Here is a 15,645-nt window from a genome sequence, read left to right on the forward strand (position 1 = left end):
CACGGCCCATTCGGGTGTTCATGACGGGGTCGGAGTGGTTCACGGCCGCTCACGGGGGACTGAATCGGTACTTCACCGATCTCTACGAGGCACTCGCCCGCGACAGCGGAATAACGCTCAGCGCAAGAGCTTTCGGCGATGCCCCGGCCGGGGCGCGCTCCTGGGGACCGACGGGCGGCTCCACCCTCGATCGCGCCCGCACCGCCTTCCTGGATCGGGACGCGCTCACCCGCGACACCGTGATCGACCGGCACTTCTGCCTGTACGGTCCGGCAGCGGTGCGGAACCCGCTGGTGGTCCATTTCCACGGACCGTGGGCCGCCGAGAGCCGCATGGCGGGCGAGGGCCCGCGCGCGGTCCGGGCCAAGTACCTCGTCGAGCGGGTGCGGTACGCCCGCGCGGACCGATTCATCGTGCTGTCCGACCATTTCCGGCGTTTGCTGGTCGGCGACTACGGCATCCGGGCGGACAAGGTCCGGGTGATTCCGCCGGGCGTCGATCTGGACCGCTTCACCGCCACCGAGCCGGACGCGAACTCCGGGATCGTGCTGTGCGTGCGGCGGCTGGAGAAGCGCATGGGCATCGACGTCCTGCTCCGCGCCTGGTCCGCGGTCGCCACCCGGCATCCGGACGCGCGGCTGGTGATCGTCGGAACCGGTACCGCCGAGGCCGAATTGCGGGAACAGGCGGCGAGCCTGTTCGGCGACGACGCGCACTCCCCCGTCCGGTTCACCGGCACGGTGTCGGACGCGGAACTCACCGACCTCTACACTCGGGCCGATCTCACCGTGGTGCCGTCACTGGCCCTCGAGGGCTTCGGCCTCATCGCCCTCGAATCCCTCGCCGCCGGACGCCCGCCCGTCGTCTCCGACTGCGGCGGCCTGCCGGACTCGGTCCGGGAGCTCGATCCCTCGCTCATCGTCCCGCCGGGCGATGCCGAAGCGCTCGCCGCCCGGCTGGTCGCGGCCCTGGACGGGGTGCGACCGGACCCGAAACAGTGTCGCGCCCATGCGGAGACCTTCTCCTGGGCCGTCGCGGCCCGGCGGCACCGTGACCTGTATACGGAGCTCACCGCGCGATGACCCTGAAGGCCGTCTTCCTGGCACACACCGCCGCCCCCTCGGGGGCCGAACTGGCGACCCTGCGCCTGGTCTCGGCCATGCCGGCCGGTCGCACCGCCGTGGTGTACACCGAGGACGGCCCGATGCTGCGGCTGATGGCCGAGCGCGGTATCGAAACCCGCGTCGTACGCAATGGTTTCGACTCCCGCGCCATGACCATCGACAACGCCGGGGTCCGCAGCCTGCTGGTCGGCGCGACGGGCCTGCTGCGCCTGGGCTGGACTCTGGGCGGAACCGTGCGCGAACTGGAGGCCACGGTTCTGGTCGCGGGCAGCACCAAGGCGATGCTCATGGGCGCGGTGGCCGCGCGCCGGGCCGGGGTGCCGCTGGTATGGCATGTGCACGACCGGGTTTCCCGCGACTACTTCGGCCGCGTACTGGCGCTGATCATCCGGGTGCTGGGCTGGGTGGTGGCTCATGGCGTCATCGCCAACAGCCGCGGCACTCTCGCCTCGCTCTACACCTGGCGACGCCGGGCCGTGGTCGCCTACCCGGGCGTCGAATTCCCCGCCGGTGACGAATCAGGGGAATCCGCTGCCGATTCGGGGATCCTCGGCGACGCCCGCCCACAGGGTCAGCGTCCCGCCACCGAGACCGTCATCGCCGTGGTCGGCCGTCTCGCCCCGTGGAAGGGCCAGGACCTGTTCCTGCGCGCCCTCGCCGACGCGACAACCCTGCCGCGCGAAGTGTTCCTGGTCGGCGGCACCTTCTTCGACGAGCAGTCCTACCGCGCCGAACTCGAGGTGCACGCCACCGCCCTCGGCCTCCCGGTGACCTTCACCGGCCACGTGGACGACCCGGAATCCTATCTGCGCCACGCCGATATCCTCGTGCACTGCTCGGTGCTGCCCGAGCCGTTCGGGCAGGTCGTGGTCGAGGGCATGCGGGCGGGCTGCGCCGTCATCGCGACCCGGCCGGGCGGCCCGGAGGAGATCGTCGATCCGGGGGTGAACGGCCTGCTGGTGACCGCCGGGAACCGCGGCGAACTCACCCGCGCCCTGGACCGCCTGATCGCCGATCGGGAACTGCGCACCAAACTGGCCGACGCCGCACGACTGCGCGCGCGGGACTTCGACGTGGCCGCCTCGGGCCGGACCGTCACCGCTTTCCTGACCGGCTTGCCCGGAAAGCGGTGGCGTCGTGGATGATCCGACCGACCCGTTCCCCTACGACCCGCCCACAGTGCAGATGGAGAGCCTCGGCACGCTGGGCAAGTTGCGGCAACGCCGCCACCTGCGGCACCGCATTCCCGAAGTCGACCAGCAGGCCGCCGCCTTCGAACACGACGAATCACGCCACGACCACGGCCCGGCCGCGCACCGGCCCGCCCACTCAGCCGGATTCGACCGCGGGCCCGCGTTCGGCCGGGCATCGTTCGAGGAGACCCGCGCCGCCCGCTACGCGGCCCCCGCACGGGGACCGGTGCTGCCCACGTTCTACGGCGACCCCATCGAACCGCCGACCGTCCGGCTGCCCGCCATCGTTCCGCAGCGCGACGCGTCGGGCGCGTACCGCCCCGCCGACGGCGAATCCGATTCCGCCGCAGATCATTCCACCGATACCGGTAAACACCGTAAACAATCGTCCTCGGGCCTGGGCGGCGTCGGCGGCATCATCCGCGACATCGGACTGGTGACCTTCGGCAAGTACGGCCAATACGTCATCACCCTGGTCACCGTCCCGCTGCTGGCCCGCATGCTCGGCCCGCACGGCACCGGCCTGCTGGCCATCGGCATGTCCTCGTACTTCATCGGCTCGCTGGTGGTCGACCTCGGCGTCACCTCGTTCCTGGCCGCCAAGGTCCCCGAGGACGATCCGGGCCACCGCGAGGTGAACCGGTTGCGCGGCACCTATCTCGCCATTCGCGCCACCACCCTGACCATCATCGGCGCGGCCCTGTTGGCCACCATGACCGTCGGGGTCTCCCCCAAACTGCACATGGTGCTGCTGGGGCTGTTCGCCGGCGGCTTCTGGTCGGTGTCGGAGGACTGGCTGCTGATCGGCCAGGGCAGGTTCGGGACCTCCACCATGTATCAGGGCGTGGGGCGCATCGGCTATCTGGCGCTGCTGGTCGGGCTGTTACCCCGCTTCCCGAGCGCGTCCATGGCCGTGCTGTGCCTGCTCATCTCCTCGATCGCGACCGTGTCGCTGACCTGGTGGGATTCCTTCCGCAGGTTCGGCCCGCCCGCCCGGCCCTACGGCGTGAAGGCCGTACTGCGCATGGCCGCACCGATTTTCACCTCCCGGCTGCTGGTCACCGGTTACGGCCAGGGGTCGGCCGCCGTCTACGGCGCGGTGCTCGAGGCGGCCTCGCTGGGCCTGTACTCCGCGGGCGACCGCCTGGTCCGCGCCATCCAGTCCACCCTGGACCCGATCGGTTTCGCCCTGCTGCCGCGCATGGCCCGGCGCAGCGGCGACGATCAGTTCTGGCGCAATCAGATTCAGATGATCATCGGCTGCGTGACCCTGGCCTGCCTGGCGGTGGTCGCCGTCTGGATCATGGCGCCGACCCTGATCCACCTGATCTACACCGACGACTTCACCGGCGCGATCTCACTGCTGCGCGTGGAGATCCTCATTCTGCCCGCCACCACCATCACCTCGTATGTGACCACCGCCGTGCTGCCGGTCAAGGAGGACACCATGGGCGTGCTGATCGGCGCGATCATCGGCACCTGCGTCGCGGCGACGGCCCTGGTGGTGGCCATGCGGACCGGCTCGGTGTGGAGCCTGGTCTATGGGACCGTTTGCGCGGAATTCGGTGTCGCGCTGTGGTACATCATCCGGGTGCGCTGGCTCATGGTCCGGGAACGGACCCGGCGGGACAGGCCGATCGAACCGGCCACCGCATTGCTGACCAAGGGGGATGTGGCGTGAAGGTGCTCTTCGTCGGGGATGACTGGGTGGGCAGCAACGCGCGCTCGCTCGCCGACGGATTCCGGCAGGCCGGACACGAGGTGGTCGTCATCGACACCACTGCGGTGACGCTGCCCGCACGGCTGTCGCCGCCGTGGGTGTACTCGAAGTTCGCGCACCGCCGCGCCCCCTGGGACGTGGAGGCGCTGCACCGCGAGATCGACAGCGCCGCACAGGCATTCGCACCGGACGTGCTGTTCGCGTTCAAGTCCGTGCACCTGGATCAGCAGCGGCTGCTCACGGCCCGCGCCGGCCTGCATGTGCACTACAGCCCCGACGACGTCTCCAATCCGTACAACACCAGCCCGGACTACCTGGCACACGAGGCCGAATGGGACCTCATCGTCACCACCAAGTGGCATAACGTCCCCGAGCTCACCGCGCGCGGCGCGCAGAACGTGAAATTCGTTCGTAGTGCTTATGATCCGGCGCTGCACCACATCACCGCCCGGCGCACCGTGCGTCCATATCTACTCGGCTTCATCGGCGCGGTCCGGCCCGATCGGGAAGACCTCCTGGTCTCCCTCGCCCGCGAACACCACGGGGACATGCTGCTGCGCGGCCCCGGCTGGCGGCGGGTGCGCGCGCTGTGGCAGACCGGCGCGGACGTCGGCGGGGCGGTCTACGGCGAGCACTTCTCGGCGGCCGTCGCCGCGGTCACCGCCAACCTGGTGCTGCTGAACTCCGACAACCGCGACACCCACACCTGCCGCACCTTCGAAGTCCCGGCCGCCGGTGGGCTTTTCGTCGGCGAACGCACCGACGAGCACGCCGAACTGCTCCAGGACGACGCCGAGTGCTACCTGTTCTCCGGTCCCGCCGAACTGCGCGAGATCCTGCGCCGCTGCACCAAGTATCCCGAGCAGGCCGCCAAGGTCGCCGAGGCCGGGCACCACCGGATCATCTCGGGCGCGCACAGCTACGCCGACCGCGCCCGCGAGATCGTCGACGCCCTGGTATGAACCGCGCGGTCTCGGCGAAAAAGACCTTCCCGCAAGCGGGTAACGCCGTGGCACGCCCGGCGACATAAGGGGGTGATGGGAGAGTGATGGCCTCCGCTCAGTTCGCCGTATTCCTGGTCGCCGCCGCGCTGGCGACAATCGTCGTGGCCGCGATGTTCCTGCCCGGGGTGGCCCGGGTGTTCCTCATCGCGCAGACCGCGCACTGGTCGCTGTCGTTCATCGCGCGGCCGGTGGTGCTGCTGTGGGTCAAACCCGTGCCCGGCTTCGGCGACAATGTGCCCGATCCGCGGCTGTACGAGTACGGCTACGACGACGGCATCGCCGCGGTGCTACAGCCGGTGATCTTCGGCCTGTGGTTCTACGCGGGCCTGATCATCGCCTACGTCCTGTGGGTGCGGTCGCGGCCGCCGCGGAACCCGCCGCGCGCAGCGCCTTTCGCGGGCGACCCGGTCTTCACCCAGACCCTGTTCCTGCTCTACGGCATCGGCACCCTGGGCCGGCTGGCCGCCTACGCCACCGGCTCCACCGGCAAGGCCGGTGAACTGGAGAGCCCCAACCCGCTGATCAACCTGGTCACCATTCTGGCCACCCTGGGCGCGGTCGGCCTGATCGTGTTCTTCCGCAGCGACTCCGGCCGCACCACTCTGCTGGTGGTCGGCGCGCTCGTCGGCGGTGAACTGCTGTGGACCGCGACCGTGCAGTCCAAGACGCCGATCATGGGCGCGGCCCTGGCCATCGCCGTGCGCTTCGCCATGACCGGCTGGACCCGCCGCAATGTGATCGGCGTGCTGAGCATCATCGCCCTGGCGCTGGGCGGCTTCGGCTGGCTGCAATCGCTCAAGACCGATTCCGCCGCCAAAGCCGAAGCGGCGCAGGTGGATGCGCAGTATCCGGCGGTGGTGCACCCGTTCCTGAGCATGCTGCGCCGCTTCGATCTGCTCGAGGCCGCCACCGACGCCTGGTTCGCGGGCCCCCACTCGTGGCTCACGCCGCAGCAGGTGGCGGTGCACGCCTTCCAGAGTCTGATCCCCACCCAGCTGCTGGGCGCGGAGAAGTTCCGCTCCGGCGCGGCCTGGGCCGAGCAGGTGCGCGGCGGGTCCGTCGACATGTCGACGGTCGAGGTGTCGCTGGCCGAGGGCAATATCAACGAGGGCTATGTGCTGGGCGGCTACATCGGGGTGGCGGTGGGGGTCACCATCACGTTCGTGCTGCTGCTGATCTGGATCCGGGCCCTGTACAGCAAGTACCTGGCCATGGCCATTCTCGGCTTGTCGGTGATCGAGGTGCCGGTGCTGTTCGAGCGCGGCATCCTCGGCACCGTCGAGATGCTCGGCAAATACCTGCAGGCCGTGGTGCTGGCCTGGACGGCGTATCTGGTTGTTGGTGAATTCCGAAGACGAGTGGAGCAGCCGCCGGGGGCCGGTGTTCCATCCGGGAAAACGAGGACAGCGCAATGGGTTTGATCGACTACTGGCGGCTGCTGCGGCGGCGCTGGCCGATAATCGTCGCCGCGGTGGTGATCTGCACGGGGGCGGCCTACGGCTACGCGAGCACCCTGCCGACCGAGTACACGGCGACGAGTTCGGTGTACGTGTCCATGGCGACCGGAACCTCGGTCAACGACTCCTATCAGGGCGGGCTGGCCGCGCAGCAGCGGGTGCGCTCGTATGTCGACCTGGCCAACTCCGTCACCGTCGCCACCTTCGTCCACGATCAGCTGGGCCTGAAGGCGTCGGTGAATGATCTGCGCGGCCGCATCTCCGCGGTCTCGCCGCCGGCCACCACGATCATCGTCATCACGGTGAAGGACTCCACCGCGGGCGGGGCGCGCACCCTGGCCGACGAGGTGGTCTCCCAGTTCCGCGCGCTGGTCTCGCGGCTCGAGGTCACCCAGACCGACGCCGCGCCCGCGGCCCGCGCCGAGGTGATCGACAAGGCGCAGACCCCGACCCAGCCCAGCGCCCCGCAGAAGAAGCGCTTCTACATCCTCGGCGTGCTGGCCGGGCTGATGCTGGGCCTGGGCGCGGCGGTGGTGCGCGACAAGCTCGACAAGCGGGTGCGCACCTCCACCGAACTGGAAGCCTTTCTCCCGGTGCCGATCCTGGGCATCGTGGACGACGGGCGGCCCGGCGCGGCCGGGGAGCTGCGGCGGCTGCGGACCCGGCTCACCGAGGATCCCGAACTGGTCAGCCTGCTGATGACCTCGCTGACCCCGCATTCGGAACCGGACGTGTCGATCGGCCTGGCCCGCACCTTCGCCGACACCGGCGCGCGGGTGGTGCTGGTCGACGCCGACACCACCGGGCACGGCTCCACCCGGCGCACGCCCGCGGCCGCGGCGGCCGGGCTCTCGGAACTGTTGCGCAGCAACGGGAATCCCTCGGCCGCGGTCATGGCCTGGCCCGAGGTGGGGATCAATGTGCTGCCGCTGGGCGGTGTGGATTTCCGCACCCCCGACCTGCTCGACTCGGAGCGGTTCGCCGACATCATGTCCAAGCTGCGCAGCGAGTTCGACCACATCGTCGTGGAGTGCGCGCCGGTCACCGCGGCGGCCGACGCCATCGCGCTGGCGCGACGCTGTGACGGCACCATCGGCGTCATCGAACTCGGCCAGACCACCTCCAATCAGGTGCGCGGCGCGGTGGCCACCTTCGGCCTCGACAACAAGCGGATGATCGGGACCGTGGTGTTCTCGCGGCCGCACAAGAGCGTCGGCGAGCTGGTCCGGCATCCCCTCGATCTGGTGAAGCGGTGATCGAGGGCGGCGGGGGGACGGACCAGGCCGGCACGGACGGCGAGGCGAATACCAGCAGCGGTGTGCGGCGTCGGCACATGCTCATGGCCGGGCTGGGGGCCGCGGCCATCCTGCCGGTGGCGGCGGCGTGCTCGAGCGGGGATTCCGGGGACGGCACCGAGTTCCGGTCCCCGCAGGTCACCGATCAGCCCTCCGCCCGCAATGTGAAGGACTTCGGCGCGGTCGGGGACGGGAAGGCCGACGACACCGTCGCTTTCGAGAAGGCCGCGGCGGTGAGCGGGCGGCCGCTGGTGCTCTACATTCCGGCCGGGCAGTATGTGCTCACCCGTTTCCCGGCGCTGTCGGACTACGCGACGGTGCTGGGCGACGGCGCGGACGTGACCACCATCAACTACGACGGCGATGACACCTTCATCGCGTTGCAGCGCAAGCAGCGGGTCCGCTTCTCCCGCCTGGGTTTCTACTTCTCGGGCGCGAAGGTGACCGCCGTGCGACTGTCGGAGTGCTTCCGCTGCACCTTCGACTCGGTGGTGCTGCGCGGCAATCACCTCAGCGACAACGCGCCCCGGTTCCAGGAGCAGCGGGGGCTGGTGCTGGACCGCAATACCGGCGGCACCACCGTCATCAACTCCGACATCAACAATTTCGGCTACGGCATCGTCACCTCCTGCATCCAGAACTATGTGACGTCGTCGAAGCTGACCAACAATCGCATCGGCGTGCTGGGCACCGGCGGAGACCACAATGCCGGATTGGCCATGGCCAATGTGGAATTCGTCTCCGACAACGACCCCCGCACCACCGACAAGCACGTGTTCGTCGACGGCCCGGCCAATGACTGGTGGCTGACCAATGTGTGGTTCGAGGGGGCCGACACCGCGCTCGCCATCGGCGGCCCGGCCGGCGGGCCCGCCCAGTTCGGTCTGGTCAACTGCAAGGTGGCCGCACGAAAGGTGTGCCTGGACCTGATCCGCTGCCGCCAGCCGTATCTGGCCAATGTGCAGTTCGATCCGGATCTGGACGCGCCGCCGATCGAGGTGCGGGTCGATCCCAAGGGCGTGGCCGAGGGCACCGCCATCAATCTGATCTCCGGGTCGTTCGAGGACGTGGACCCCAAGTCCTTCCCCGACGGCTGGCATGTGATCGGGCGCGGGGCGATCCACGGGGCGCGCTTCGCCGGAACCACGGTGGCGCAGGCCTTCCAGCCCGGCGCCGACATCTTCCAGGTCCAGGACCGCGACGGCACGGTGTTGTCGGCCGTATTGAACAGTGGGGCTTATCTTTCCGATCGCAGCGAAGGGGGAATCGTGTTGAAGGATGCGGCCGGGGTGTACTGGCGGATGTCGGTGGGGACCGACGGCGCGGTCAAGACCACCTCGCTGGGAAAGCAGCGGCCACACTCGTGAGCGGGCAGCCGACAGCACTGCGCCTGGGACCGGCGCGACTACACGGCAGCACCCTGCTGCTGCGGCTGCCGCGCTACACCGACTTCCCGCAGTGGCGGGCGCTCCGGCTGCGGGATCGGGCCTTCCTGGAACCGTTCTGGCACACCTCGCCGCTGTGCTGGGCCGACCGGCACACCGAGAAGGCCTGGGTGCGTGAATGTCTGGAGGCAGCCACCAATGCCCGCACCGGGCATCGCGTGGCCACCGTGATCGAGATCGACGGGCGCTTCGCCGGGCAGGTGGAGATCGGCAATATCGACGATCGGGCCAAGCAGGGCGAGATGGGGATCTGGATCGACGCGCGGCTGGGGCGGCACGGCTTCGGCGGCATCGCGGCGGGGCTGATCCTCGACTTCGCCTTCGACGCACTCGGTCTGGAACGCGTCAACGCGCCCATCTCGCCGGGGAACGCGGCCGCCACCAGTGGCGCGGTGCAGATCGGGTTCGTGCGGGAGGGCCGGATGCGGCTGCACTTCGACGTCGGCGGGGCGCGGGCCGATCACGATCTGTGGTCGATGACGCGGGCGGAGATCCCGCCCAAGGGGTTCACCGAGATGTGGACCGAACGGACCCTCGAACACCGCACCCCGCCCGCGCCGCCCTGTAAGCCCGAAGATGCTCTGCCGACCCCGGTAATGCCCGATACCGCAATGCTTTTCGGCGTCGAGGCACGCTATCGCGCCGGACAGATATGGCGGGCCGCGCAGCGACTGCTACCCGCCCGGCCGGTGACCTTGCCGCTGCCCGGTCACGACGGGATGGTGCTCCGCTCCGCGCAGCCCGCCGACGGCCCGATCCGGGCCACGGCAGTGCGTAACGCGGGACCCGTGGCCGCCGACGGAATCGGTAGCAGCGGAACGGCGTGGCTACGCGAAATCGCCCTCAGCGCAGCGGGTGTCCGCTCCCCCGCCGGTCTGCTGTTCGTCCTCGACGTCGCGGGCGCCTACGCCGGCACCGCCCGGCTGTTCGACCTCGACCTGTTCGATCGCAATGCCCGGATCCAGTTGTGGACCGATCCCGCCCGCGCCGATGACGCCGTGCGCACGGCCGCCACTCGGGCACTGCTGGCCTACGCCTTCGACCGGCTCGGACTGTTCCGGGTCAGTACGGCCGTGGCGGCCGGGGACACCGCGTCCGCCGCCGTCGCCGCCGACGCGGGCCTGCACAAGGAGGGAACCATGCGCAGCTACACCGGACTCGACGGACACCGCGGCGACCATGACCTGTGGGCCATCACCGCCGGGGGTGATCACCATGCGTGACTACCGGCGCAGCACCGCGATGCAGGCGCGCCTGCACGAACTGGTGCCGGGCGGCGCGCACACCTACGCCCGCGGCGCGGACCAGTATCCCGAGGACATGGCCCCGATCCTGGTGCGCGGCAACGGCGCCCGGGTCTGGGACGCCGACGGCAACGAGTACGTCGAATACGGCATGGGCCTGCGCTCGGTGACCCTGGGCCACGGCTTCGCGCCGGTGGTCGAGGCGGTCGCGCGGACCATCGCCGACGGCGTCAACTTCTCGCGGCCCACCGAGCTGGAACTGGCGGCGGCCGAGGACTTCCTGAGCCTGGTGCCGGGCGCGGACATGGTGAAGTTCGCCAAGAACGGCTCCGACACGACCACGGCGGCCGTGCGGCTGGCGCGCGCGGCGACCGGGCGGGAGAAGGTCGCGATCTGCGATCAGCCGTTCTTCTCGGTGGACGACTGGTTCATCGGAATGACGGAGATGAACGCGGGGATCCCGGCGGCCCCGACGGTGAAGTTCCGGTACAACGACCTGGAATCGCTGGAAGCCGTGCTGCGCGGCGAGGACGTCGCGTGCGTGATCCTCGAACAGGCCACGGCCCTGGCCGATCCCGCGCCCGGCTTCCTCGAAGGCGTGCGCGCCCTGTGCGACGGGTACGGCAGCCTGCTGATCTTCGACGAGATGATCACCGGGTTCCGCTGGTCGGCCGGTGGGGCGCAACAGCTCTACGGCGTGGTGCCGGACCTGTCGTGCTGGGGCAAGGCCATGGCCAACGGCTTCCCGCTCTCGGCGCTGGCCGGGAAACGCGAATACATGGAACTGGGTGGCCTGCGCACCGACGCGGACCGGGTGTTCCTGCTGTCCACCACGCACGGGCCGGAAACCGCGTCGCTGGCGGCCTTCCGGGCCGTCGTCCAGGTCTACCGTGACGGTGATCCGGTGGCGCGCATGGAGGCTTCCGGCCGCCGGCTGGCCGCCGGGGTGAACGCCATCGCCGCCGATCTGGGCATCGCCGACCATCTGGAGGTGGCGGGCCGGCCGTCGTGCCTGGTGTTCCTCACCCGCGACCCGGAAGGCGTTCCGTCCCAGCCGTTCCGGACGCTGTTCCTGCAGGAGCTGCTGGATCGCGGGGTGCTGGGCCAGTCCTTCGTGAACTCGGCCGCCCACACCGACGCCGATATCGACCACACCGTCGACGCCTGCCAGTCGGCGGCCAAGACCTACCGCAAGGCGCTCGAGCAGGGCACGGTCGCGGGGCTGCTCGCCGGGCGGCCAGTGGCTCCGGCGCTGCGGCGCACGGCCGCACCGCGCCGGCTCGCGGATTGATCGAGGAGTTCTCATGTCGGCACCCCGGATCGCGCTGGTCCACGAACGCTTCACCGAATACGGCGGCTCCGAGGCGGTGGTCGCGGAGTTCATGAAGACCTGGCCCGGCGCACCGGTTTTCGCGCCCATCACCGACCCGCGGTGCACGCGCACGCTGCTGGAGGCCGCGGGACTGAGCCCCGAGACTCCTGGCGCCGGTGGGCCAGGGGCCATGTCCTCACCGGCGAGCGAGCTGGTGCGCGACACCTGGCTGTCACGGGCGTACGCCGCCAGTGGACGACGCTCGCACGCCCCGCTGCTCCCGTTCGCGCCGAGGGCCTTTCGCACCCTCCCCCTCGAAGACGCCTACGACGCGATCGTGGTGAGCCACCACGCCTTCGCGACCCAGGCCGCCTTCGCCACCACCGCACCGGTCATCGCCTACGTGCACAGTCCGGCCCGCTGGGCCTGGGACAGCGCGTTCCGGGCCCGCGAGGCGGGCGGCCGGGCCGGGCAGGCCGTGCTGACCGGACTGGGCGCGCTGGCCCGGCGCAACGAACTGCGCGCCGCGCCCCGGCTCGCGCACGTGGTCGCCAATTCCCAGGCGGTCGCCGATCGGGTCCGCGACTGGTGGGGTCTGCCCGCGTCGGTGGTGAATCCGCCGGTGCGCGTTGCCCGTTTCGCCCCCGATCCGAGTATCGAGCGCGAGGACTTCTTCCTCTTCGCGGGCCGCCTGGTGCCCTACAAGCGACCCGACCTCGCCATCGCGGCCGCCCGGCGCGCCGGGGTGCGGCTGGTCATCCTCGGCGGCGGCCGCTACCGCCAGCAGCTCGAGGCGATGGCGGGCCCGGAGACCACCTTCCTGGGCGCGGCCTCCGACGACGTCCTGCTCGACATGTACCGGCGCTGCCGCGCGCTGCTCATGCCGGGCGTGGAGGATTTCGGCATCGTCCCGGTGGAGGCCATGGCCTGCGGCGCGCCGGTGCTCGCGGTCGGCGCGGGCGGCGCGCTGGACACGGTGGTGCCCGGCATCTCCGGCGAGCACGTCCCGGCCGGGACCGACGCGGAGGTGACCGACGGATTCGCACGCGCCATGCGGGATTTCGACCCGGCCGCCTATCACGCCGACACCATCCGCAAGCATGCCGCGACGTTCTCCCCGGAGGCGTTCCGCACCCGAATCGCCGACATTGTGTCGCACAATTCCCGCTGACCGACTATTCATGGATCTGCAACAGCCATCGCGCTCGATAGCGTCAGCGCCGGCGTCATCATGGTCCAGGAGTAGCGAACATGCCCACCGTCCCCCTCGTCGATGCCCACATGCACCTGTGGGACACCAGCGCACACGCCTGGTACCCGAGTTTGGCGAGGTTCGTCGATGCCGGAAAACCCGAGATCGCGCAGAACTTTCTACCGGCCGACTTCGATCGCGGCCTCGGCGACATCCGGGTGGACGGGCTGGTGCACGTGTCCGCGACCACCGCGCCGCACGCCTATCTGGCCGAAACCCGGTGGGCCGACGGCATCGCCGACGCCGACCCGCGACCGTTCGCCCTGGTCGGCGGCATCGACCCGACCCTGCCCAAGGACGAGCTGATCGACCACCTCGACCAGCAGGCCCGCACCCCGCGGCTGCGCGGCATCCGGGCCTTCGCCGGGCTGTCGCCGAACACGCCCGCCGCCGACACCATCGCGGGCTGGCTGCAGGAGCACGACGCGGTCCTCGACCTGGTCGCCCAGCCCGGCGAGATCCTGGACTGGATCGACTTCCTGGCCGGCTACCCCGATCTGCGGGTGGTGCTCGAACATCTGGGCTTCCCGCAGGGCCGTTCCTCCGAGGCCCGCACCGCCTGGCACAACGCGATCTCCCTGGCCGCCAAGGAGACCCAGTGGTTGTGCAAACTGTCCGGGTTCGGGCTGATCTGCCGGGACCTGTCCTGGCCGACGGTCGAGTACTGGCTGGAATCGAGTGTGGCGCTGTGGGGCTGGCGGCGACTGATGTTCGCCTCCAACATGCCGGTGGACTCGATGGCGGGGACCTACACCGAGCTGGTCACCACCATCGATCAGGCCGTCACCACCGATGCCACCGAGCAGGAGGCGGAGTACTTCTACCGCACCAACGCCCTGGACACCTACCGGCCGCAATAGACCCGGGGTCGACGGGGCGGCGACTCGACGCCGCCCCGTTGCCCGTCAGGTCCTGTACCGGAACAGGATTCGTCCCCTGGTGAGGTCGTAGGGGCTCAGCTCGACGAGCACCCGGTCCTCGGGCAGGATCTTGATGTAGTTCTTCCGGATCTTGCCGCTGATGTGCGCCAGGACCCGATGCCCATTGGGCAGTTCCACCGTGAACGTGGCATTGCGCAGGCACTCGACCACGGTGCCCTGGATCTCGATGCCCTTTCCTTTTCGACCAGGATTCGTCATCGCAGCACCAGTTCCAGGTTGCCGCCGACCCGGCGCGCGCCGACGCTGTCGAACAGCGCCACGCCCGCACCATTGGATTCGTTCACTTCGGCTGTCGCGGTGGGTATTCCGCGATCGTGCAACGCGCCCAGCGCCTCGGACAGCATGGCCCGGCCGATGCCGCGACGCCGCGCATCGGCCCGCACCGCGATCAGTCCGATGCGCGGCAAGCGCGTCACCTGGACCACGCGCAGCAGTCCGACATAGCGATCGGCCTGTGCCGCGGCCACGTACAGCTTCGGATCCACCACGGTGTCACCGCCGGGCCCGCGCAGGATCTCGGCGGGCATCTCCTGCCAGCCGATCGTCGATTCGACTTCCTCGCGAATGAACCGGTCCACGACGCGCAGCGGTTCCTTCTCCGCGCTGCCCGCGGGCACCACCGCGATGTCCGGGGGCGGTGTCACGGCCCCCAGTCCGGTGGTGGCGGGATCAGTGGGCACGAGATACTCCCACTCCCGCCTGCGGGTCACGAAACCCGCTCGGCCCCAACAGGACAGCAGTCCATCGTCGCCCTCGTCGACCACGGTGTGCAGCGGCCGTCGCAGGGTGGCCAGCATGGCCGCCGCGATCTGATCGAAGACGTCGTCGTGCCACGCGTCGATACTGGCGAACAGCCGCCCATCGGGCCGTCGTGAAACCTCGCCGGACGCGACCACCAGGTCGTTCTCGACGGCTTCCCACCGCGTCAATTCGACCCGGCGGATATCTACAGAATTAGCGTTCATCGGTCGTCACCTTTCGGGATTGCCTACGCAGAGAGGCGCTCCCGGCGACGACTAGTTCGTTCGCCCATCCGCGACCACGAGGGGGAGCCCCCACATCGGTACTGTCTGCACGGGTCTCACCTCCTCGCCTGATGTCACGGTGTCCAGCACGCTAACAGGCCGCCCCCACACCTGCCCACCGATTTTTCTACCTGCGGCTTTCCCGGCCCGCGGCGATCGCGTTACCTTCGCGCAGCGGCTTCCGTCATAGGAGAGACGGCCGAACGCGGTCGTCGAACCGATGAATGGAGGACTCGATGCTGACCGACATCATGTACGTGACGGTCTACGTGACCGATCAGGACCGCGCGCTGGCGTTCTACACCGACGGCCTCGGACTCGAGAAGCACAGCGACTATCCGGGTCCCGACGGCCGCTTCCTGACCGTGCGCGCCCCCGGGAGTCCGGTGGAGATCATCCTCTGGTCGCACCCGTCCGCCGCCGGGCAGCCGGGCGGCGGCCCCGAGGTGCTCGCGCCGGGCCCGGTTATCCTCGAGTCCGATGACCTGCGGAAGGACTTCGAGGTGCTGCGTGGCCGAGGCGTGACGTTCCTCGACGAGGAACCCGAGGAGTACCCGTTCGGGATGCGCGTCGAGGCCGTGGATCCGGACGGCAACCGGATCTCGCTGCGGCAGCGCCGGGGGCGGTAGGGAT

The 15,645-nt window shown here is 69.9% G+C and carries 14 protein-coding genes; 12 read left to right on the forward strand and 2 right to left on the reverse strand.

The genetic code is table 11. The annotated features are described in order from the left end of the window. Positions 1 to 20: 20 nt before the first annotated feature. The 11 genes from ACWEOI_RS15050 to ACWEOI_RS15100 all read left to right on the forward strand — a co-directional run bounded on the left by ACWEOI_RS15050 (position 21) and on the right by ACWEOI_RS15100 (position 13,906). Entirely contained in the window at positions 21 to 1,082 is a 1,062-nt protein-coding gene (locus ACWEOI_RS15050) for a glycosyltransferase family 4 protein (protein WP_452360152.1), read from the forward strand. Then, entirely contained in the window at positions 1,079 to 2,269 is a 1,191-nt protein-coding gene (locus ACWEOI_RS15055) for a glycosyltransferase family 4 protein (RefSeq protein WP_452359939.1), read from the forward strand. Before ACWEOI_RS15050 ends, ACWEOI_RS15055 begins: the two co-directional genes overlap by 4 nt. Before the next feature lie 445 nt (positions 2,270 to 2,714). Then, positions 2,715 to 3,998 (forward strand): oligosaccharide flippase family protein, encoded by a 1,284-nt coding sequence (locus tag ACWEOI_RS15060; RefSeq protein ID WP_452360153.1) that lies wholly within the window; start codon positions 2,715 to 2,717, stop codon positions 3,996 to 3,998. Beyond that, a complete protein-coding gene (locus ACWEOI_RS15065) occupies positions 3,995 to 4,999 on the forward strand; it encodes a CgeB family protein (protein WP_452359940.1) in 1,005 nt (334 codons plus the stop codon). Before ACWEOI_RS15060 ends, ACWEOI_RS15065 begins: the two co-directional genes overlap by 4 nt. A gap of 86 nt (positions 5,000 to 5,085) precedes the next feature. Then, the gene (locus ACWEOI_RS15070) at positions 5,086 to 6,462 is read left to right on the forward strand and encodes a hypothetical protein (protein WP_452359941.1); all 1,377 of its coding nucleotides are present in this window, start codon (positions 5,086 to 5,088) and stop codon (positions 6,460 to 6,462) included. Further along, positions 6,453 to 7,754 carry a Wzz/FepE/Etk N-terminal domain-containing protein gene (locus tag ACWEOI_RS15075; protein WP_452359942.1) on the forward strand — a complete coding sequence of 434 codons (1,302 nt, stop codon included), beginning with the start codon at positions 6,453 to 6,455 and terminating at the stop codon, positions 7,752 to 7,754. The genes ACWEOI_RS15070 and ACWEOI_RS15075 overlap by 10 nt, the downstream gene beginning before the upstream one ends. A 77-nt stretch (positions 7,755 to 7,831) precedes the next feature. Then, positions 7,832 to 9,160, forward strand: coding sequence for a glycosyl hydrolase family 28-related protein (locus tag ACWEOI_RS15080; protein WP_452360154.1), 1,329 nt, complete (start codon positions 7,832 to 7,834; stop codon positions 9,158 to 9,160). Then, positions 9,157 to 10,461, forward strand: coding sequence for a GNAT family N-acetyltransferase (locus ACWEOI_RS15085; protein ID WP_452359943.1), 1,305 nt, complete (start codon positions 9,157 to 9,159; stop codon positions 10,459 to 10,461). The genes ACWEOI_RS15080 and ACWEOI_RS15085 overlap by 4 nt, the downstream gene beginning before the upstream one ends. Further along, positions 10,454 to 11,773, forward strand: coding sequence for a glutamate-1-semialdehyde 2,1-aminomutase (locus ACWEOI_RS15090; RefSeq protein ID WP_452359944.1), 1,320 nt, complete (start codon positions 10,454 to 10,456; stop codon positions 11,771 to 11,773). Before ACWEOI_RS15085 ends, ACWEOI_RS15090 begins: the two co-directional genes overlap by 8 nt. Before the next feature lie 13 nt (positions 11,774 to 11,786). Continuing rightward, positions 11,787 to 12,965 carry a glycosyltransferase gene (locus ACWEOI_RS15095; RefSeq protein WP_452359945.1) on the forward strand — a complete coding sequence of 393 codons (1,179 nt, stop codon included), beginning with the start codon at positions 11,787 to 11,789 and terminating at the stop codon, positions 12,963 to 12,965. Positions 12,966 to 13,045: 80 nt separating this feature from the next. Next, positions 13,046 to 13,906, forward strand: a complete 861-nt coding sequence (locus ACWEOI_RS15100; RefSeq protein WP_452359946.1) for an amidohydrolase family protein — start codon at positions 13,046 to 13,048, stop codon at positions 13,904 to 13,906. A 45-nt stretch (positions 13,907 to 13,951) separates the two neighbouring features. Here the strand turns inward: ACWEOI_RS15100 and infA are convergent, their stop codons facing one another. Both infA and ACWEOI_RS15110 read right to left on the reverse strand, forming a co-directional pair. Then, positions 13,952 to 14,185 carry a translation initiation factor IF-1 gene (gene infA, locus ACWEOI_RS15105; RefSeq protein ID WP_452359947.1) on the reverse strand — a complete coding sequence of 78 codons (234 nt, stop codon included), beginning with the start codon at positions 14,183 to 14,185 and terminating at the stop codon, positions 13,952 to 13,954. After that, positions 14,182 to 14,952 (reverse strand): GNAT family N-acetyltransferase, encoded by a 771-nt coding sequence (locus tag ACWEOI_RS15110; protein ID WP_452359948.1) that lies wholly within the window; start codon positions 14,950 to 14,952, stop codon positions 14,182 to 14,184. The genes infA and ACWEOI_RS15110 overlap by 4 nt, the downstream gene beginning before the upstream one ends. Before the next feature lie 296 nt (positions 14,953 to 15,248). Between ACWEOI_RS15110 and ACWEOI_RS15115 the strand changes: the two genes are divergently transcribed. Beyond that, positions 15,249 to 15,641: a VOC family protein gene (locus tag ACWEOI_RS15115; protein WP_433666248.1), complete on the forward strand. Its 393-nt coding sequence runs from the start codon at positions 15,249 to 15,251 to the stop codon at positions 15,639 to 15,641. Positions 15,642 to 15,645: the final 4 nt, after the last annotated feature.

The sequence above is a fragment of the Nocardia sp. NPDC004340 genome (assembly GCF_053602575.1).